The 18,880-nt window shown below is 51.8% G+C and carries 17 protein-coding genes; all 17 read right to left on the reverse strand.

Annotated elements, in window-relative coordinates:
* Positions 1 to 76: 76 nt before the first annotated feature.
* Positions 77 to 2,674 (reverse strand): ATP-dependent chaperone ClpB, encoded by a 2,598-nt coding sequence (gene clpB, locus ACZND6_RS00100; RefSeq protein ID WP_008811649.1) that lies wholly within the window; start codon positions 2,672 to 2,674, stop codon positions 77 to 79.
* 114 nt (positions 2,675 to 2,788) lie between these two features.
* Positions 2,789 to 3,238, reverse strand: coding sequence for a molybdopterin synthase catalytic subunit MoaE (gene moaE / locus ACZND6_RS00105; RefSeq protein ID WP_008811648.1), 450 nt, complete (start codon positions 3,236 to 3,238; stop codon positions 2,789 to 2,791).
* A 9-nt stretch (positions 3,239 to 3,247) separates the two neighbouring features.
* Positions 3,248 to 4,441 carry a molybdopterin molybdotransferase MoeA gene (locus ACZND6_RS00110; RefSeq protein ID WP_008811647.1) on the reverse strand — a complete coding sequence of 398 codons (1,194 nt, stop codon included), beginning with the start codon at positions 4,439 to 4,441 and terminating at the stop codon, positions 3,248 to 3,250.
* Entirely contained in the window at positions 4,435 to 4,962 is a 528-nt protein-coding gene (mobB, locus tag ACZND6_RS00115) for a molybdopterin-guanine dinucleotide biosynthesis protein B (protein WP_008811646.1), read from the reverse strand. Before mobB ends, ACZND6_RS00110 begins: the two co-directional genes overlap by 7 nt.
* 46 nt (positions 4,963 to 5,008) lie before the next feature.
* Entirely contained in the window at positions 5,009 to 6,442 is a 1,434-nt protein-coding gene (thrC, locus tag ACZND6_RS00120) for a threonine synthase (protein ID WP_008864569.1), read from the reverse strand.
* Positions 6,442 to 7,752, reverse strand: coding sequence for a homoserine dehydrogenase (locus tag ACZND6_RS00125; RefSeq protein ID WP_008811644.1), 1,311 nt, complete (start codon positions 7,750 to 7,752; stop codon positions 6,442 to 6,444). Before ACZND6_RS00125 ends, thrC begins: the two co-directional genes overlap by 1 nt.
* Before the next feature lie 19 nt (positions 7,753 to 7,771).
* On the reverse strand, positions 7,772 to 9,115 hold the full coding sequence (alaC, locus tag ACZND6_RS00130) for an alanine transaminase (protein WP_008811643.1): 1,344 nt from the start codon (positions 9,113 to 9,115) through the stop codon (positions 7,772 to 7,774).
* Between the two features lie 150 nt (positions 9,116 to 9,265).
* Positions 9,266 to 10,939, reverse strand: coding sequence for a PhoH family protein (locus ACZND6_RS00135; RefSeq protein ID WP_008811642.1), 1,674 nt, complete (start codon positions 10,937 to 10,939; stop codon positions 9,266 to 9,268).
* 75 nt (positions 10,940 to 11,014) lie between these two features.
* Positions 11,015 to 11,497, reverse strand: coding sequence for a DUF456 domain-containing protein (locus ACZND6_RS00140; RefSeq protein ID WP_008811641.1), 483 nt, complete (start codon positions 11,495 to 11,497; stop codon positions 11,015 to 11,017).
* A gap of 3 nt (positions 11,498 to 11,500) precedes the next feature.
* On the reverse strand, positions 11,501 to 12,943 hold the full coding sequence (gene dnaB, locus ACZND6_RS00145; protein WP_008811640.1) for a replicative DNA helicase: 1,443 nt from the start codon (positions 12,941 to 12,943) through the stop codon (positions 11,501 to 11,503).
* A 146-nt stretch (positions 12,944 to 13,089) separates the two neighbouring features.
* Positions 13,090 to 13,539, reverse strand: a complete 450-nt coding sequence (rplI, locus tag ACZND6_RS00150; RefSeq protein WP_008811639.1) for a 50S ribosomal protein L9 — start codon at positions 13,537 to 13,539, stop codon at positions 13,090 to 13,092.
* 15 nt (positions 13,540 to 13,554) lie between these two features.
* Complete coding sequence (gene rpsR / locus ACZND6_RS00155; RefSeq protein ID WP_008811638.1) at positions 13,555 to 13,827, reverse strand: 30S ribosomal protein S18; 273 nt, start codon at positions 13,825 to 13,827, stop codon at positions 13,555 to 13,557.
* Positions 13,828 to 13,830: 3 nt separating this feature from the next.
* A complete protein-coding gene (gene priB / locus ACZND6_RS00160; protein ID WP_008811637.1) occupies positions 13,831 to 14,121 on the reverse strand; it encodes a primosomal replication protein N in 291 nt (96 codons plus the stop codon).
* Positions 14,122 to 14,135: 14 nt separating this feature from the next.
* On the reverse strand, positions 14,136 to 14,552 hold the full coding sequence (gene rpsF / locus ACZND6_RS00165) for a 30S ribosomal protein S6 (protein ID WP_022099283.1): 417 nt from the start codon (positions 14,550 to 14,552) through the stop codon (positions 14,136 to 14,138).
* Between the two features lie 483 nt (positions 14,553 to 15,035).
* On the reverse strand, positions 15,036 to 15,779 hold the full coding sequence (gene rlmB / locus ACZND6_RS00170) for a 23S rRNA (guanosine(2251)-2'-O)-methyltransferase RlmB (RefSeq protein WP_008811635.1): 744 nt from the start codon (positions 15,777 to 15,779) through the stop codon (positions 15,036 to 15,038).
* Positions 15,776 to 18,139 (reverse strand): ribonuclease R, encoded by a 2,364-nt coding sequence (gene rnr / locus ACZND6_RS00175; RefSeq protein WP_240141215.1) that lies wholly within the window; start codon positions 18,137 to 18,139, stop codon positions 15,776 to 15,778. The genes rlmB and rnr overlap by 4 nt, the downstream gene beginning before the upstream one ends.
* Positions 18,140 to 18,300: 161 nt before the next feature.
* Positions 18,301 to 18,855, reverse strand: a complete 555-nt coding sequence (locus ACZND6_RS00180; RefSeq protein WP_008811633.1) for a hypothetical protein — start codon at positions 18,853 to 18,855, stop codon at positions 18,301 to 18,303.
* Positions 18,856 to 18,880 lie beyond the last annotated feature (25 nt).

An 18,880-nucleotide genomic window follows, 5' to 3' on the forward strand; every position in this document is an offset into this window, starting at 1 on the left:
CGCGTCTTCCAAAATAAGTTAGGGCCGAGAGATTGTTGGTCTCTCAGCCTCTTAACTCAGATTTGATCAGACGATCTTATCGATTGTCTTTACGGTCTTCAAAAATGAATTTTCCGTCAACATAGTCCACAAACACCGTGTCTCCCGGAGCGTATTTACCCTTAAGGATATCCACCGCAATCTGGTTCTCCAGATAGTCTTGGACAGCACGGCGCAGCGGACGTGCACCGAACAGCGGATCAAAGCCGACCTTACCGATTTCGTCCAGAGCCGCTTCGGTAACATCCAAACCAATATTCTGCTGCTCCATACGTTTAGCAAGCTTACGGATCTGGATACGGGCGATTTCGCGAATAGCCTTCTGATCAAGGGCATTGAAGACAACGATTTCATCAATACGGTTAATGAATTCGGGTCTGAAGTGCTTCTTGACTTCGTCCATTACGGCTTCCTTCACAACTTCAGGATCTTCACCCTGACGGTTCATAATTTCCTGAGAACCGAGGTTAGAAGTCATAATGATGACGGTGTTCTTGAAGTCAACCGTGCGTCCCTGACCGTCGGTCATACGGCCGTCGTCCAATGCCTGAAGCAGGATGTTGAAGACATCCGGGTGAGCTTTTTCAACTTCGTCGAGAAGAATCACGCTGTAAGGTTTACGGCGTACGGCTTCTGTTAAGTAGCCGCCTTCTTCATAGCCGACATATCCCGGAGGCGCTCCGATCAAACGAGCCACGGAGTGTTTCTCCATGAATTCGCTCATATCGATACGGATCATGGCGTCCTCAGTGTCGAACAGGAATTCGGCCAAAGCCTTGGTGAGCTCCGTCTTACCGACGCCTGTCGGACCGAGGAAGAGGAAGGAACCATAAGGACGGTTCGGGTCGGACAGGCCGGCACGAGAACGAAGGATGGCGTCAACGACTTTATCAACCGCTTCTTTCTGTCCGACAACGCGCTTGCCGATGTACTTGGCCATATCCAAAAGTTTCTGGCGTTCGCCTTCCATCATCTTGGAGACCGGAATACCGGTTGCGCGGGAAACCACTTCAGCGATTTCTTCAGCGCCTACCTGCGTACGCAGGAGCTTCGGTTTTTCATCGTAGAGCTTGGTTTCTTCTTTTTCTTCCTTCACCAGCTGTTTTTCAAGTTCGGGAAGTTTGCCGTACTGGATCGCAGCGAGTTCTTCATACTTGCCGGAACGACGAAGCTCTTCCATCTTGGTCTTGAGCTTGTCGATTTCGTCACGGACTTCTTTAGATCCCAACGCGGCGTTCTTTTCTTTCTTCCAGATTTCTTCCAAATCGGAATACTCGCGGCTTAACTTAGCGATTTCTTCTTCCAAACCGCTCAAGCGTTTCTTGCTGGCTTCGTCTTTTTCTTTCTTAACGGCTTCACGTTCAATCTTCAATTGAATCAGGCGACGGTCCAGCTTATCGAGTTCTTCAGGCTTGGAGTCAATTTCCATCTTGATGCGCGCTGCCGCTTCATCAATCAGGTCAATAGCCTTGTCCGGAAGGAAACGATCGGTAATGTAGCGGGCGGAAAGTTCAGCAGCAGCCACAATCGCCGGGTCGGTAATTTCGACACCATGATGAACTTCGTACTTTTCCTGCAGACCGCGCAGAATAGCAATCGTGTCTTCGACGCTCGGTTCGTTGACGATCACTTTCTGGAAACGACGTTCCAGAGCGGGATCTTTTTCGATGTACTTTCTGTACTCGTCCAAGGTTGTCGCACCGATCACATGCAGTTCACCGCGGGAAAGTGCAGGTTTGAGCATGTTGCCGGCATCCATTGCACCTTCTGTCTTACCGGCACCTACCACTGTATGGATTTCATCGATAAACAGAATGATACGGCCTTCTTCGGCAACCACTTCTTTCAGCAGTGCTTTCAGACGTTCTTCGAATTCGCCGCGGTATTTCGCACCGGCGACAAGTCCTGCCATATCGAGACTTAAGACGCGTTTGTTGCGCAGTGTGTCGGGCACTTCACCGTTCACAATACGCTGTGCTAAGCCTTCAACCACAGCGGTCTTACCAACACCGGGTTCGCCGATAAGAACAGGATTGTTCTTACTTCTGCGCTGCAGAATCTGCATCGCACGACGAATCTCGTCATCTCGCCCGATCACAGGGTCGAGCTTTCCTTCTTTGGCCTTTTCGGTTAGGTCAACCGTGTATTTCTTTAGGGCTTCACGATTGTTCTCAGCTTCGGGATTGTCCACTTTTTCACCTCCGCGCACGGATAAAATTGCATTTTCTAGGCTCGGTTTATTGAGGCCTTCCTCTTGCGCAAGGTGTGCGGCGTCACACTTGCTGTCGCATAAAGCTAAAAGGAAGAGATCGGTGGAAATGAATTTATCGCCGAGTCTTTCGGCCTCCCTTTCCATCGAATTAAGAATTGCCATCAACTCACGGCTGATTTGGACATTGTCGGCAGCTCCGGAAACTTCCGGCAGTTTGCCGATCGCTTCCTTCACCTTACGTTCGAGTTCTCTGACTCTCACGCCGGAGCGCTCTAAGAGCGTCCTTCCGGTGCCCTCGGTGTCCTTTAATACCGCAAGCAGCAAGTGAAGCGGATCGATGTACTGCTGGGAACGCTCAACAGCCATCGATTGTGCTTCTCCGAGCAACTCTTGGAACCGAGTTGTAAATTGATCTTGACGCATAAGAGTTTGAATCTCCTTTTGTTAAGGAAACATTCGGAATCAACTCCTGTTCCCCTATGCGTCTATTCTGAAGAGTCCGCGGAGACGGACGTGCGTTTTTCTCTTATTTTGAGCTTATTTGGTCCACCTGGATTTTGCAGCTTCGTCGGTCTCTTTGGCCTGTACCCAACGGGTGCCCTCGCCCACCTTTTCCTTCTTCCAGAACGGGGCTTCGGTCTTTAAGTAGTCAATAATGAACTCGCAGGCTTTAAATGCTTCCCCGCGATGGGCGCCGGAAACGCCGACAAAAACGATCTGATCCGTGGCGAATAATTCGCCGACACGATGAATCACGGTCGCATCCATAATGTCCCAGCGCTTCTTTGCCTCTTCCACAATGGCCGTAAGGGCTTTTTCGGTCATGCCGGGATAGTGCTCCAGCGTCATGGAAGCGACCTCGTCACCTTCGTTAAGGTCGCGAACCGTGCCTAAAAACATCACGACGGCGCCGACTTTGGGAGACGCATGCAGTGCCGCTACTTCAGCCTGAACATCAAAGTCTTCTGTTTGAACTGCAATCTTCATTGACGCCTCTTATAAGTTGAATTCTGTGAATGGGATGTAGGTCACCAAATCGCCCTTCTTCAAGTCAGCTTCAGCCGGAATGTCGGCTAAGCCATCTGCCCAGGTGCAGGAGCTGAGCACTGCCGAGTTTTGAGTTCGGTAGTTTTCCAGCTCTCCGGCGCCGTTGCGGCGGACACGGATGAATTCGCGGCGGGATCCGCACTTGTAATCAAAGGCCAGCGGAAGGATATAACCCTTCACATCAATCTGGCCGCGACCGGAAAGTTTAAGAATCAGCGGCTGAGCAAACAGCAGGAAGGTCACAAAGCCGGAGACGGGATTGCCGGGAAGACCGATAAACGGAACGCCGCGAACTTCACCTTTGGCGACCGGTTTGCCCGGCTTCATGGCGATGCGCCACATCTGCATCTTGCCGAGCTCTTCAACGGCTCGGCGAATAAAGTCGGCTTCGCCTACGCTCATGCCGCCGCTGGTCAGAATGAAATCAGACTTGCGTGAGGCTTTACGGAAAGCTTCCAGAGTTGCTTCAAACGTATCAGGAATATTGCCGTAATCCACCACATCGCAGCCCAGCTGATGGAGCAGTCCGCGCAGGACAAAGCGGTTGGAGTTGTAGATGCCGCCCTCGACAAGCTTTTCTCCCGGCATCGCGAGTTCATCACCGGTGAAGAAAAGCGAAACACGAATCGGACGATAAACCTTAACTGTGGAAACGCCGATGCTCGCGGCAACGCCGAGCGCCGGAGGCGTTAAGCGGTCGCCCTTCTTCAATACAGTCTGGCCGACATCAATATCGCAGCCTGCTCTTCGAATCCAGGCACCGGCTTTAGGATCACAATGGAATTCAACGCTGCCGTCTTCCATCTCGGAAGCTTCTTCCTGAGGTATAACCGCATCGGCTCCCGGAGGGATGGGGGCGCCGGTGAAGATGCGGGCGACAGTGTCGGGTTCAAGTTCAGTACCGACGTGGCCGGCAAAAATTCGCTGAGAAACCGGGAAATTGCGGCGACCGCCTGCAAAATCGGCGCAGCGAACGGCATAGCCGTCCATCTGAGAATTATCCAGAGGAGGGACTTTAATTTCGGAGACGATGTCTTGGGCGAGGATCTTGCCTGCCGAATAAAGGGTCACCATATCTTCTACTTCGGCAACCGCCTCCGCACCTTCCAAAATCTTTGCTTTTGCTTGTTCAACTGTCAGCATTTCCGTGTTTCTCCGTCTTCGAGACCAAGCTCTCGAACTATGAAGCGAGTAATGGGTTCGGCATCATTTATATCAAAAATCGGCAGATTTCCAAATGCCGGGTGTGTCGTATCGGTCACGACCGCAGCGATGCGCTTGTCGTGTGCGCAAATCGGTGTTTCATGCCGTTCGAGCTTGCGCCAAACCTCCAGACGAAGCGCTTCCTGCTCTTCGGTCTTAAAGCCTTCGACAATCACGATGTCCGCAGGATCTAAATGACGAATCAAATCCGAAAGCGTGGGCTTGTCTTTCGGCGTCTCGGTGAGCATGGCCCAGCGTTCGTCGGTATGCACAATAACCTGCGTCGCACCTGCTTCACGAAAACGATAAGAATCCTTCCCGGGCTTATCGATATCGACATTGTGATGGGCATTTTTAACGGCCGAGACTTTGAGGCCGCGCTCAGCGAGCAGCGCGATGATTTTTTCGATCAGGGTCGTTTTGCCGCTGCCGGAGTATCCAACAAAATTAACAATCTTCATAAAAACAAAAAGGCCTGCGGTTAAGCAAGCCTCTTCAAATTAAAACTTATTTCCCGACGTCATGCTCGGCGAGGAAATTTTTAACCAACTGCGCATCCGCAGGCATTTCCAGCACTTTCTGCGGTTTTTCGAGCAGATCTTCGTAGCCGGCCGGAACCGGAGGTTCAAAGCCGACGGCTTCTTTAATCGTAGCTGCAAATTTAGCAGGTAATGCGGTTTCCAAACAAATGGTTTTTACACCCGGGATTCGTTCTTTCACTGCCGCATTGATGCCGTCCGCTGTGTGCGGATCCACAAGGAAGCCGTACTGATCCCAAACGCGCTTGATGCAGGCCAAACGGTCGGCGTGGGTGCTTCTGGAAGCGGTAAAGCCGCTTGCCTTCACAGCTGCCCATTCTTCTGCATTGAGAAGGAATTCCTTCTTCTGAGCCAGCTCGGTCCAGAGCTCTACCACACGCTCAGGATTTCTGCCGGTGATGTCGTAGATATAGCGTTCGAAGTTGGAAGCCTTGGAAATATCCATGGACGGAGAACTCGTCACAAAGGTATGTGCAGAATCGCGAATGCGATAACGGCCGCTGCGGAAGAATTCATAGAGGACATCGTTTTCATTGGTGGCTACGATCAGACGAGCCACAGGGAGCCCCATCTGCTTGGCGATCCAGCCTGCTAAAACGTCACCGAAGTTGCCGGAGGGCACGGAGAATGTGACTTCTTCATCTTCGGATTCGGTCGCTTGGAGCCAAGCGCTGAAGTAGTAAATGACCTGAGCGGCAATTCGTGCCCAGTTAATGGAATTCACAGCGCCGATGTGATGCTCAGTCTTAAAGGTCAAGTCGCCGGATACGGCTTTGACGATATCCTGAGCATCATCAAAACTGCCTTGGACGGCAATATTGAAAATGTTCTTATCCTGCAGGGAATACATCTGAGCTTTCTGGAATTTGCTCATGCGGCCGGCTGGCGAAAGCATGAAGACCTGAATGCCTTCACGGCCTTTCATAGCGTATTCGGCTGCGCTGCCGGTATCTCCGCTCGTGGCGCCGAGAATATTCAGGCGGGTTTCTTTGCGGGCGAGCACAAACTCAAAGAGCGAACCCAAGTACTGCATCGCCATGTCTTTAAAGGCGAGCGTCGGACCGTTGGAAAGCTCGAGAATGCCGAAGTCATTTTCCAGCCAAACGACGGGCGCGATTTTTTTGAAATCCGTGCCTTCGCGGCCGTGACAGTAAACTTCGGGCGTGTAAGTGGTTTCGCACAGACGGGCGATATCCGAGCGCTGCATATCTTTGGCAAAAAGACTTGTCACGGCAGTCGCGAGCTGAGCGTAAGAGAGGCCGCGCCAGTTCTTTAGAGTTTCTTTCGAAACCTGCGGGTAGACCTTAGGCACGAACAAGCCGCCGTCACGCGCCAAACCCTGAAGAACAATTTCGCTGTAAGAGGCGGCGGGCACGCCGCCGCGTGTAGACACGTATTGCATTACTGTAATTCTTCCTTTCTCAGAAGCACGATGGCGCCGCGGACATTGGCCAGCTGCTGCATCGTACGGATGGCTCTTTGAATATCCGCTTCACGGGTGCTGTGCGTCAGCAGAATGATTTCGGTAGAAGCGTCCTCCAAAGGTGCTTCTTTCTGGATCAAAGACTCAATAGAAATCTTGTTGTCGGCCAGAATACGGGCGATTTCCGCCAAAACGCCGGGTTTGTCTTCAACGGGAATGCGCAGGTAGTAAGAGCAGACCGTATCACCGAAGTCAGCAAAAGATTTGGCTTTCGGGTTATGCGTTGTGGTCGGCATACGAGGACGCTCGGAGACAGCCACTTCCGCAGTACGAGCGATATCGATCAAGTCTGCAACCACGGCAGAACCGGTCGGCTCAGAGCCGGCGCCTTTGCCGTAGTAAAGAGAACTTTCGGCGGCGTCGCCTTTCACAACGACGGCGTTCATCGCGCCTTCTACATTGGCGAGCAGGCGGCGTGTGGGAACAAGCGCCGGATGGACGCGAAGTTCGATGCCGTAATCGGTGTACTTGGTGATGCCAAGCAGCTTGATGCGGTAGCCGAGTTCTTCGGCAAACTTAATGTCTTTGGCTTCCAGATGTGTAATGCCTTCGATATGAACTTTAGACATATCGACCGGAACGCCGAAAGCAATAGCCGAGAGAAGCATCAGTTTATGAGCGGAGTCCGTACCTTCGATGTCGAAGGTCGGATCGGCTTCGGCGTAACCCAAGCGCTGAGCTTCTTTGAGCACATCGTCGAAACTGCGTCCGGTATCACGCATGGTAGAGAGGATGAAGTTGCAGGTTCCGTTGATGATGCCGGCGATCGAAGAGACGCGGTTGGCGGCTAAGCCTTCGCGCAGCGCCTTAACAATCGGAATGGAACCGGCAACGGCGGCTTCAAAGGCGACATTGACGCCTTTGGCCTGAGCGGCAGAGAAAATCTCGTTGCCGTGTTCTGCCAGCAAAGCTTTGTTTGCGGTCACGACATGCTTGCCGGCGTCGATAGCGGCCAAAATCAAAGATTTTGCAGGCTCGATGCCGCCCATGGCTTCAACCACAACGTTGACTTCCGGGTCATTAACCAGATCATGCCAATCGTTGGTGACGATCACATCTTCGTCGACCAGAAGTTTAACGCGGTCGACATTGCGGACGGTCACGCGTTTGACCGAGATCGGCGCACCCGCTCTTTGTCTGATTAAAGAATGGTTTCTTTCTAAGATGTCGTACGTGCCTTTGCCGACATTACCGAAACCGGCCAAACCGACTTTGATTTCCGTTGCCATTTCCTCTCCTTGCGTTTAACTATTTTTTCTTGGAAGCTGCTTTTGCCTTGGGTTTCTTAGAACCCTTGGTAGGAATGTTCTTGACCTTGGCGAATTTGGGTGCTGCCGGTTTCTTTTCCGGAGCAGCTGGGGCCGGCTCGCCCTTCCAGCGACGATGGAATTTCTTCGTCTTGGGCTGGATCAGACCGTCTTCTTTGAACATCTGACGAATACCGCGCAGGGCCTGACGAATACGATCGGCGTTTTCGATCAGGGCGATACGCACAAAGCCTTCACCGTATTCACCGAAACCGATGCCGGGAGAAACGGCGACCTTGGCTTTCTCCAGCAGGCGTTTGGAGAATTCCACGCTGCCCATGGACTTGTAGAACTCGGGGAGCTCAGCCCAGATATACATGGAGGCCTTGGGTTTTTCTACCATCCAGCCTAAGTCATGCAGGCCTTTGACCATCACGTCGCGACGGTGTTCGTATTCTTTTCTGACTTCTTCGACGCATTCCTGAGGACCGTTCAAGGCTTCGATCGCGCCGACCTGAATCGGTGTGAAAGTGCCGTAGTCGTGATAGCTCTTGATACGAGTCAGTGCGCCGACAAGTTCACGGTTTCCGACCATGAAGCCGATACGCCAGCCGGCCATGTTGTAGCTCTTACTCATCGTGAAGAACTCGACGGCCACGTCTTTAGCGCCCGGGACCTGCATGATGGAAGGCGCCTTGAATCCGTCGTAGACGATGTCGGCGTAGGCCAAGTCGTGAACGATGTAGACGCCGTGCTTCTTAGCCAGGGCGACGAGTTTTTCAAAAAAGTCGAGATCTACGCACTGAGCGGTCGGGTTGCTCGGGAAACCCAGAATCATGAGTTTGGGTTTCGGGGTCGTTTCCGTCACGGCTCTTTCGAATTCGCTGAAGAAATCGATGCCGGGGCCCATGCGGACGCTGCGGACATCGGCACCGGCGATGATGGAACCGTAAATATGAATCGGGTAGCTCGGATTCGGAACGAGGACCGTGTCGCCACGATCGCAGGTTGCGAGCATCAGGTGAGCGATACCTTCCTTGGAGCCGATCGTAACGATGGCTTCTTTGTCCGGATCAATATCGACGTCCCAGCGTCTCTTGTACCAATCGCTGATGGCCTTGCGAAGACGAGGGATACCACGGGAAGCGGAATAGCCGTGGGTTCCGGGGCGCTGCGCCACTTCGACCATCTTGTCGACGATGTGCTTCGGTGTGTCGCCGTCGGGGTTGCCCATGCTCAAATCAATGATGTCCTCTCCGCGATGACGGGCCGCCATCTTCAGTTCGTTGGTAATGTTAAAGACGTAAGGCGGGAGTCGTTTAATGCGGGGAAAATCGTTATTCATGTGGACCTTCACTTGTTTGTTATCAGTAATCTTTTGAGTTTAATTGAAACATTTCGATTTAAAGATGAATCAAACAGTTTTTGCTGGACGTTCTGTCAACAGGCACAAAAAAACCTCCGACTCGCAGAGGTTTTCTTGGAAAGTTTTGGGTTAGAGGGCATCACTCGCAAAATCCGCCAGGCGGGATCTCTCGCCGCGCTGCATCGTGATGTGCCCCGAGTGCGGCCAGCCTTTGAAGCGGTCTACCACATAGGTCAGACCGGAGGACCCTTCCGTCAGGTAAGGTGTATCGATCTGAGCGATGTTGCCCAAGCAGACGATCTTGGTACCGGGACCGGCACGCGTGATCAGCGTCTTCATCTGTTTCGGCGTTAAGTTCTGAGCTTCGTCAATGATGACGAACTTATTCAGGAAGGTACGGCCGCGCATGAAGCTCATAGACTTAATGCGGATTCTGGAGCGAATCAAATCTTCAGAAGCTCTGCGACCCCAGTCGGATCCGTTGCCGCTGCCGCGGTTCAGAACTTCGAGGTTATCGTCAATGGCACCGAGCCACGGAGCCATCTTCTCTTCTTCCGTGCCCGGCAGGAATCCGATATCTTCGCCCACGGAAATGGTGGCACGCGTGATGATGATTTCGTTGAAGCGTCTCTGCTCCATCGTCTGGGTCAGACCTGCTGCCAGCGTGAGCAGCGTCTTACCGGTACCGGCTTGGCCGAGCAGCGTCACAAAGTCGATGTTCGGATCCATCAGGAGATTGAGCGCAAAGGCCTGCTCTCTGTTTCTGGCGTTAATGCCCCAAACCGTGTGCTTCGGATTGAGGTAGTCATCAATCAAACGCACGGTGGCGCGGTTGCCTTCGACCGACATGACCTGTGCATAGAACGGTGTGGCGCCTTCCTGTTCATACCAAATGAACTGGTTCACGAGGAAGCTCGGAACGAGAGACCCTTCGATCTGATACCAAGTACGACCGTCTTTCTGCCAAGACTTGAGGTTTCTGCCGTGTTCGTCCCAGAAGTTGGCTGGCAACTTGAGCGTTCCTGAGTAAAGGATGTCGCTGTCCTCGATCATCTTGTCGTTGTAATAATCTTCAGCGACAAGGTTGAGGGCGGCAGCCTTCAGACGCATGTTGATGTCTTTAGACACCAAGACGACGTCGCGGTCTTTGACGCTTTCCTTCAAGCCTTCCACCACGGAAAGAATCTGGTTGTCGGCTTTGCCCTGCGGCAGCATCGGAAGCTTCACGTCAAAGGGCTTGGTCTGAATGAACAGACGGCCAGTTGCTTCACCGTGGTTCAGTGTTTCAAGCGGAATGCCTTTGTCGATCGGGCCTTCCAAATTCTGCAGGATGCCGTCAAGCGTACGGCTGACCTGACGAGCGTTGCGGGCCACGTCGGTCATACCGCTCTTGTGGTTATCGAGCTCTTCGAGCGTCATCATCGGCAGATAGATATCGTGTTCCTGGAAGCGGAAGATACTCGTCGGATCGTGCAGCAGCACGTTGGTATCAAGCACATAAAGTTTGTTCTTGCCGTCGTGCTTGAGATTTTTGTTTCTTCTGTGTGCCAGCGTCGTTTCTTTGAGAACCTCTTTGGTTTCAACCGGCGCGGCGGCTTTAACTTCCTGCTTGGCTTCTTTAGCGGAAATCGGTTCAACGGTTGTTTTCGTGCGCAGAGTCTTCGCTGCTACAGCAGGTTTAGCTGCCGCCTTGGTTTTACGAGGCGCGCGGGCTGCTGTCGGTGCCGGCGCCTGTGTCGGCAGTTCGGCCGGAATGTCGGTGAGGACAGATCCCTTAGCGACCGGGGCTTTTGGTAATGGCATATGTGTTCCTTCGGGCTCTTCTTTAGAGGAGAGCGGCTTAAAAACCTATTCTTTCTTTGATGCTCGCCGTCTCAATCAAATTACGAGAGCCGCAATTACAATGCCGATCATTGTAAAGGCCAGTCCGAGTTTGATGACGATCCCGATCATCATTCCGAGCCATGTGGCAAAACCGACCTTACCGCTTTTGAGAAGGTCTCGATGATCAATAAATTCGCCGATGGCTGCGCCGAGCAGCGGCATAAAAATCAACCCCCATAAACCGGTGAAGATGCCGATAATGGTACCGATAAAGGATCCTAAAATGCCGAGTTTGGTTGCCCCGGCTTTCTGCGCGCCGAGCGTCTGTGCAATCCAGTCGACAATCAGACCGATAACGGTCAGCACGGCAAGAATCACCAGCGTCATCACGCTAATTTCGTTGTAATGATCGATGAATGCGGCCAGCCACGCACCTGCAAAGATGAGCGGGAGCCCCGGAATCATCGGGACGATAGTGCCTGCAAAGCCGATGACCATGAGGGCAGCGGCGATGACCCAAAGAATAATATCCAGCATTGATTAATAACCTGCGTGCATTTGTGCCGGTGTGGCTCTGCTGACAAAACGCGTATACATACCTTGGAAGATCAGATTCACGGTACCGGTCGGACCGCTTCGCTGCTTGGCGATAATTGCTTCGGCATCGCTCGGCGCATTGGAATCCACCGCCGGCATCGGCTGACCGTCTTCCCCCATGTCGTCCGTCTTCTGCTGATAAGCGACTTCACGGTACAGAAAGATGATGACGTCGGCGTCCTGTTCGATAGAGCCGGACTCTCGCAAGTCACTCATCAGCGGACGCTTGTTGGGACGGGTATCCACTTCACGCTTTAACTGAGAAAGCGCGATCACGGGAACCTTCAGTTCACGGGCAAGACCCTTGAGGCCGCGGGAAATTTCAGCAATTTCCTGGGCGCGGTTCGCGTCATTGCGTCCGCCGGATTCGCCGGACATCAGCTGGAGGTAGTCAACCACGATCAGACCGAGCTTGCCGCCTACACGGCTCATCAGCTGACGGGCGCGGCTGCGCAGATTCAAAATGGAAATACCGGCGGTATCGTCGATGAAGATCGGCGCTTTTTCCAGAGATTCGGCGGCGTCGTAGAATCCGCGCCAGTTTTCCAGATGACCGGTTTTGAGTTCTGACTGTGGAATTTCTCCCTTGGCGCTGAGGAGACGACCGGTAACTTCTTCGGCTGACATTTCCAGCGAGAAGACCCCGACAGGCAAGCCTTGATTGCTGCCGACGTGCAGCGCGATATTCAAAGCAAACGCGGTTTTACCCATGGCCGGACGACCGGCGATGATAATGAGCTGACCGTCATGCATACCGCTCGTCATACGGTCGAGATCCGGGAAGCCCGTGCTAGTGCCGGAGACATTGCTCGGGTTGTCAATCTCGGAGAGTTCACGAAGATGATCCGTGTAATCGGCCAAAACCGCGTCGATTTTTTGGAAACCGCTGGACGAGCGGGACAAATCCTCACTGATGCGAAGGACTTTTGCCTGAGCTTCGTCCAACAAATCCTTGGCTTCGCGAGCGCCAGGATTCATGGAGTCATTGATGATGTCGTTACCGGTTGTAATTAAACGGCGGCGAATCGAACGGTCGCGAATAATTTCCGCGTAGCGCAGAACGTTAGCCGCACCCGGACTGTAATCCGCGAGTCGGTTGAGATATTCGAGGCCGCCGGTCTCTTTTTCGAGACCGCCCTCACGCAGGATGTCGTGGACCGTCAGAATATCGGCCGGCTTTCCCTGCGAGAGCAAGCGCTTAATGTTTTCGAAAATTAAGCGGTTTCCGTAGTCATAAAAGTCCTCCGAATCGATTTTTCCGCCGATCAAGTCGAACGTATTGTTATCGATCAGGAGTGCGCCCAAAACACCGTCTTCAGCCTCTTTTGAGTAAGGCGGAGTGCGGTATTGCTGGACTTCACGATCTTCGCTGCGAATATCGGGCATCGTATTTATGAACTTCCTTTTTTCCAAAAGCAGATGAGAAAACTATAGCTGAAAGAGCAGAGACATGAAAAAAAGAAGCCTCCCAAAAATGTGACATTTCTGAGAGGCATTTTGAAGACCGAAGTCTTCAGGAATTTCTTCCTCAATTAGGCTTCAGCAACAACCTGAACGTTGACATTAGCAACGATGTCGTGGTGCAGGTCGATCTGCAGCGGGTACTCGCCGACGGCTTTGATAGCACCCAGCGGTGTACGAACCTGGCTCTTGTGGATATCGTAACCAAGTTTTTCGAGGGCTTCGGCAACGTCCATGTTGGTCACAGAACCAAACAAACGACCGTCGACGCCGGCCTTGGAAGCGATAGTGATGGTCAGACCATCGATCTTGCCCTTGAGCTCTTCAGCCTTAGCAAGACGTTCAGCCTGAGCGCGTTCGAGTTCAGCCTTGTGGGCTTTGAATTCTTCGATCGCAGCTGCTGTAGCACGCTTAGCCTTCTTTGTCGGGATCAGGTAGTTACGAGCGAAACCGTCTTTAACTTTGACGACGTCGCCGAGCTGACCGACGTGAGGAATAGATTCAAGCAGAATGATTTGCATGTTGATTTCCCCCGATTACTGATTGTCGGTGTAAGCAAGAAGAGCAAGGAAGCGAGCACGCTTAATTGCTGTGTCGAGCTGACGCTGATAGTGAGCCTTCGTACCTGTCAGGCGAGCCGGCATAATCTTGCCGTTTTCCTGGATGAAGTCGCGAAGTGTGTCGATATCTTTGTAATCGATCTGGTCAACATGATCAACTGTGAAGCGGCAGAATTTTTTACGCTTGAAAAGCGCGTTCTGCTGATTAGGGTTACGAGGTCTACCCTTTCCTTTGGCACCAAAAGCCATGATTTACTCCTTTTCGAATTCCGTTATATGCAGGACAAGTTTGCGTGAACGCGCCGAAGATGTTGTCAGAAACCCTCTGAATTTCAAACGGCTTCCGAGCTCCACCTCATTGAGAGCCTTAGCAGCCGGACCGACTGCCGCCGCTTCTGCGGAAAAGCTCAGTTTTCTATCCGATCCGGCTTCTTGGACCACCGACATATGGCGGATGGCCAGGTCAAGAATGGGAACAGAAGCTAAGGTGTAGCGGATGACGTCTTTCTTTTCAAGAATTCCGTCCAGTTCGAACGAGTTCACCTCGCAGTCCTAAATTAAGCCTGGGCTTCAGCCGGGGCTTCTTCAGCAGCCTGAGGTGCGGGAGCAGCAGCTTCAGCAGCAGCGCTGGCAGCCTTACGGGCTTCTTCTTTCTCGACAGCCTTCATCATCGGAGAAGGTTCTGTCTCAGCCTTCTTCATTTTCACGGTGAGGTGACGAAGAACGGCGTCGTTGTAACGGAAATTGTTTTCGAGTTCTTCAAGAACTTCGGGGCCGCATTCGATGTTCATCAGAACATAGTGGGCTTTCACGAGTTTCTCGATCGGGTAAGCCAGCTGACGACGGCCCCAATCTTCGAGACGGTGAATCTTACCGCCGTGGCTTTCCACAGCAGCCTTGTAACGCTCAATCATCGCCGGAACCTGTTCGCTCTGATCAGGATGGACGATGAAGCAAATCTCATAGTGACGCATTGAACCTCCTTATGGGAAATAGTCGCCCGGAGCGTCTTCCGGTGTGACAAGGACTAGAAAGTGCGTGATTCTACACCACTTTCAGTAGAAAAAATCCTGATTACTAAATTAGTTACGAAAAACAAGTCGAGGAATAGCCTTAATGAAAATGAGATGCCTGCTTGCTTAGCCTATTACTCTACGAACATCCGGGTTGAATGGTGTGTGCTGCGTTTTCTACTATTCGAATCGACCTATTAGTTCTAATAGTTGAACCTTCCTTGAGTACTCCTGAAGAGAAATTATTTCTCCGGTGTTCGTTAATCGTTGCAAAAAACACATTGGCTACACCTGTCTTTCATGGAGGAGCCGCTTTTCCCATCAGATAGGGCTCCGTGCCGGGATCTGTAGGAAAGGACTTGCAACAGATCAAAAAATCGAGGCCGTGATTTAGCACGACCTCTGACTTAGCAAACTTCAGATTCCGCTTAAGGCGGATACTGATCAGCCAACAGTACGCTGACGCACGGTTTCAAACAAACAAATACCGGCAGCAACGGAAACATTCAGACTTTCGACCGTTCCCAGCATCGGAATCTTCGCCAAGTCACTGCAGCGGCGGCGCGTCAATTGACGAAGACCGTCGCCTTCGGCGCCGAGTACCCAGCCGAAAGCGCCCTTTTGATCAAATTCATAAATGGTCTTTTGAGCTTCACCGGCTGTGCCGATGATCGGAACACCGGCGTCAACGAGCTCAACAATCGAACCCGCCAAATTCGTAACTCGCACAATCGGAACGGTTTCAGATGCGCCGGCGCTGGCCTTCACTGCCGCAGCCGTTAATGTGGCGGAGCGGTCTTTCGGCGTGATTACGGCAGATACTCCTGCCGCATCAGCGACACGGAGGCAGGCACCGAAATTGCGCGGATCGGTCACGCCGTCCAAAAGCAGTAGAAGCGGATTACCGGCGAGATTATCCATCAATGTGTCGAAGGACATGCCGATATCGATCGGTGCAGCTAAAGCAATCAAACCCTGATGCGGAACTTCATGAGAAAAGCCGTCCAGGCGATTGTTGTCGGCCTGCATCAAACGAATGCCGGCCTTTTCAATCTCTTCAATCATCCTGCGCATACGCTGATCGCGGCGCTTCGGATCATAGTAGACGATGCGAATCGACGAAGAATCGCGTTTCATTCTCGAGGACACGGCATGGAAGCCGGCTAGGACTGTATCTTCTTTTTTCATGAGCGTTTCTTTGCAACAGACGGTGCTTTCTTCGTTTTTCTCGCTGCCGGCTTACGCGGTGCGGCAGAAGATTTTACGGTTTTCCTTTTGGCTTCGGTCTTCGGCCTGCTTTGACGATTCTTCGAAACCAAAGCGAATTCTATTCTTCTTGCGTCGAGATCGCAGCGGGCAACCTTAACAGTGAGCTCGTCGCCCAAGCGATAACGCAACCCGGAGTCTTCGCCGTAAATTTCATTGGACTTATCGTCAAAGACGAAGTAATCATCCCCAAGGCCGGAAATATGAATCGCGCCTTCGACATACAAGTCTTCAAGCGTCACAAAGATTGCAAAGGGACTTACACCCGAAATCACGCCTTTAAAGACCTGGCCGAGTTTCTTCTGCATATAGTTGCATTTCAGCCAAGCCATTACATCGTAACTGGCTTCATCGGCACGGCGTTCATGGGCAGAACACAGAAGGCCGAGCTTTTCCCACAAGTCGATATGCGCAACCTTCTTCTTGTCATCGGGTTTTGCCTTGCAGATGATTTCTCTTGTCTGAACCGGAACATCCGCTTCATTGGGTTCAACCAAAATCTTCGGCACGTATTTCCGGCGCCGTAAGATACCTCGGATAGCGCGATGCACCAGCAAGTCAGGATAACGGCGGATCGGTGAGGTGAAGTGCGTATAAGCGTCATAAGCCAGGCCGAAGTGACCGACGTTATGCGGGCTGTAGACGGCCTGCTGCATGGAGCGCAGCAAAATCGTCTGAATCATTGCCTTATCCGGACGATCAGCGATCGATTCCAGCACCTTGGCATAGTCTCCCGGAGTGGGGGAATCTCCGCCGGGCAGCGTCACGCCGAACGGCGCCAAAGTTGCCCTGGCTTTTTCCAGACGATCCTGGCTGGGCGGTTCATGGACACGGTAGAGACACGGAGCCTTATTCTTCTGCAGGAAGTCGGCTGCACAGGTGTTTGCCACCAGCATCATTTCCTCAATGAGGCGATGAGCGTCATTGCGTTCGCGCGGCAGAATCTGTTCGATCTTGCCCTGCTCATTGGCGACAATATAAGTTTCAACCGTCTCAAAATCCATCGCGCCGCGCAATTCACGGCTCTTGATCAGATTCTTGTAAAGATCATAGAGATCCTGGACGTTGCCAAGCACGTGTTCCATGACCTTGGCTTCAGGACCGTTCGGGTTGCAGAGTGCGGCCCAAACATTGTCATAAATCAGTCGTGCCGCCGAACGAATCACAGCTGGGTAGAACTGGTAGGCTTCTACCAATCCGTTGGCGCCAATGATCGCGTCGCACACCATGGTGCAGCGGTCAACCTGCGGATTCAAAGAACACAAGCCGTTAGAAAGCTCTTCCGGCAGCATCGGGATAACGCGTCTCGGGAAGTAGACACTCGTTGTTCTTAACTGAGCGTCCTTATCAATAGAGCAACCGGGTTTGACGTAATGAGAAACATCGGCAATGGCTACGAGCAGACGGAATTTGCCTTCTTCCACAGGTAAGCAGTAAACAGCATCGTCGAAGTCTTTGGCATCTGCGCCGTCAATCGTCACAAACGGAATATCACGGAGGTCTACTCTATCTCGAAGATCGGACTTCGTTACAGAGTCAGAGAAACGCTTAATTTCTTTCTTTGTTTCTTCGGAGAACTTGTAGGGAAGATCGAATTTACGAACCGCGATTTCTGTTTCCATTCCCGGCTCGTCGATCGTTCCCAAAATTTCGACTACGTGGCCGACAGGACTATTAGTGAGAAGGCCTTTATCTTCAAGTTCGGCCACGACGATCTGAGAAGGCGTTGCGCCTAAAGAGCGGCCCGGTGCAATTAAGATCGTTTTGCAAATTCTTGCGTCTTCAGGCACCACAATTCCGACGCCGCGTCTCAGTTCAAAGCGGCCGACAATGCGTTTTAACTTGCGATCGGCAAGTTCGACGATATCGGCTAAAACTCGACCCCTGTAGTCGGTTCCTGCTTCTCTAGCGACAACAATATCTCCGGGAAGAACTTTGGTCATTTCTTCCGGAGAGATGTACATATCGGGAACGTCTTCTTCGCAAATCAGGAATCCGAATCCGTCACGGTGTCCCTGCACCACGCCGGTATGAAGTTTGGCAGAAGAGGTCAGGAGAACAATGTCTTCCCGATTCGTAAAGATTCTTCCTGCCTCTTTCAATTTATTGAAAGCGCGATCAAAGACCTCAGAGGAGATGCCCTTATGAGAAAGCATCACATACTCTTTCAGGTCGTCCATTTCCATCGGGAATCCGGCCGTCCTCAATTCCCGTTCAATTGCCTTTTCAGCCGCTTCCACTCCGGCAGCCAGGATGGCACGCTGCGGCTTAGCAGAAGTCAACGCAGACTTCTGTGTGGTTTTATTCTTCGCAGTAATTTTGAGCCTCAACTAATTAATGTTGATCCTATTTATGCTGGATTGTAATTGCTGAGGTTGCTAACAAAGTCCTAAGATCGCTCAGAGTGGAGATATTTGATTTCGGCCTTCAGGTACTAAAAATATCAATCCAAATTAAGCACATCCAGCATTCCGAGTCCGCGGAACTGGGGAAGAAGCAGAATTAACAGAACAACAATCAAAAGAAAGACCAGTCCGTAGGCAAACTGATGATCCGTTAACTGCCTGAAGAAACGGTATTGGCCTCCCGACGGATTCTGTTCATAGCGGTAGCCTGAGACTTGGAAGTTTTCAGGGAGCTCTGTTTCCCAGTAATAATCGTTCAGACGATATTCATTCCAAACTTTGGGATCTTTTTGACTTCCGAAAGTATCCAGATCTCCGGGCCTTCGAAGATCTCTCAGATAAATCGGACGACGCTCAATGATTTCCTCTCTTTTACGAAAGCGGATGCCCTGTTCATCCAAAAGCTTCTCGTAAGCCAAATCATGTTTCTTCTGCAGATTGGCGAGAAAACGATAAGCTTTTTCGTCCGCTTGGTATTGGCTATCAGCCTCAATCGTGAAGCATTGGTTTTCCAGATAAACCGATTCGTAATAGGGAATCGGATAAAACTCGGTCGACGAAATAGCCTTAGGGACGCAATAACGAAAAAGCACAGAAACACCGCATGGAAAATTGAAG

It is taken from the genome of Parasutterella sp. (genome assembly GCF_057870745.1).

Coding starts and splice junctions, on each gene's coding strand:
- clpB (WP_008811649.1), bottom strand. CDS start 2,674: ATGCGTCAAGATCAATTTACAACTCGGTTCCAAGAGTTGCTCGGAGAA.
- moaE (WP_008811648.1), bottom strand. CDS start 3,238: ATGAAGATTGCAGTTCAAACAGAAGACTTTGATGTTCAGGCTGAAGTA.
- ACZND6_RS00110 (WP_008811647.1), bottom strand. CDS start 4,441: ATGCTGACAGTTGAACAAGCAAAAGCAAAGATTTTGGAAGGTGCGGAG.
- mobB (WP_008811646.1), bottom strand. CDS start 4,962: ATGAAGATTGTTAATTTTGTTGGATACTCCGGCAGCGGCAAAACGACC.
- thrC (WP_008864569.1), bottom strand. CDS start 6,442: ATGCAATACGTGTCTACACGCGGCGGCGTGCCCGCCGCCTCTTACAGC.
- ACZND6_RS00125 (WP_008811644.1), bottom strand. CDS start 7,752: ATGGCAACGGAAATCAAAGTCGGTTTGGCCGGTTTCGGTAATGTCGGC.
- alaC (WP_008811643.1), bottom strand. CDS start 9,115: ATGAATAACGATTTTCCCCGCATTAAACGACTCCCGCCTTACGTCTTT.
- ACZND6_RS00135 (WP_008811642.1), bottom strand. CDS start 10,939: ATGCCATTACCAAAAGCCCCGGTCGCTAAGGGATCTGTCCTCACCGAC.
- ACZND6_RS00140 (WP_008811641.1), bottom strand. CDS start 11,497: ATGCTGGATATTATTCTTTGGGTCATCGCCGCTGCCCTCATGGTCATC.
- dnaB (WP_008811640.1), bottom strand. CDS start 12,943: ATGCCCGATATTCGCAGCGAAGATCGTGAAGTCCAGCAATACCGCACT.
- rplI (WP_008811639.1), bottom strand. CDS start 13,539: ATGCAAATCATTCTGCTTGAATCTATTCCTCACGTCGGTCAGCTCGGC.
- rpsR (WP_008811638.1), bottom strand. CDS start 13,827: ATGGCTTTTGGTGCCAAAGGAAAGGGTAGACCTCGTAACCCTAATCAG.
- rpsF (WP_022099283.1), bottom strand. CDS start 14,552: ATGCGTCACTATGAGATTTGCTTCATCGTCCATCCTGATCAGAGCGAA.
- rlmB (WP_008811635.1), bottom strand. CDS start 15,779: ATGAAAAAAGAAGATACAGTCCTAGCCGGCTTCCATGCCGTGTCCTCG.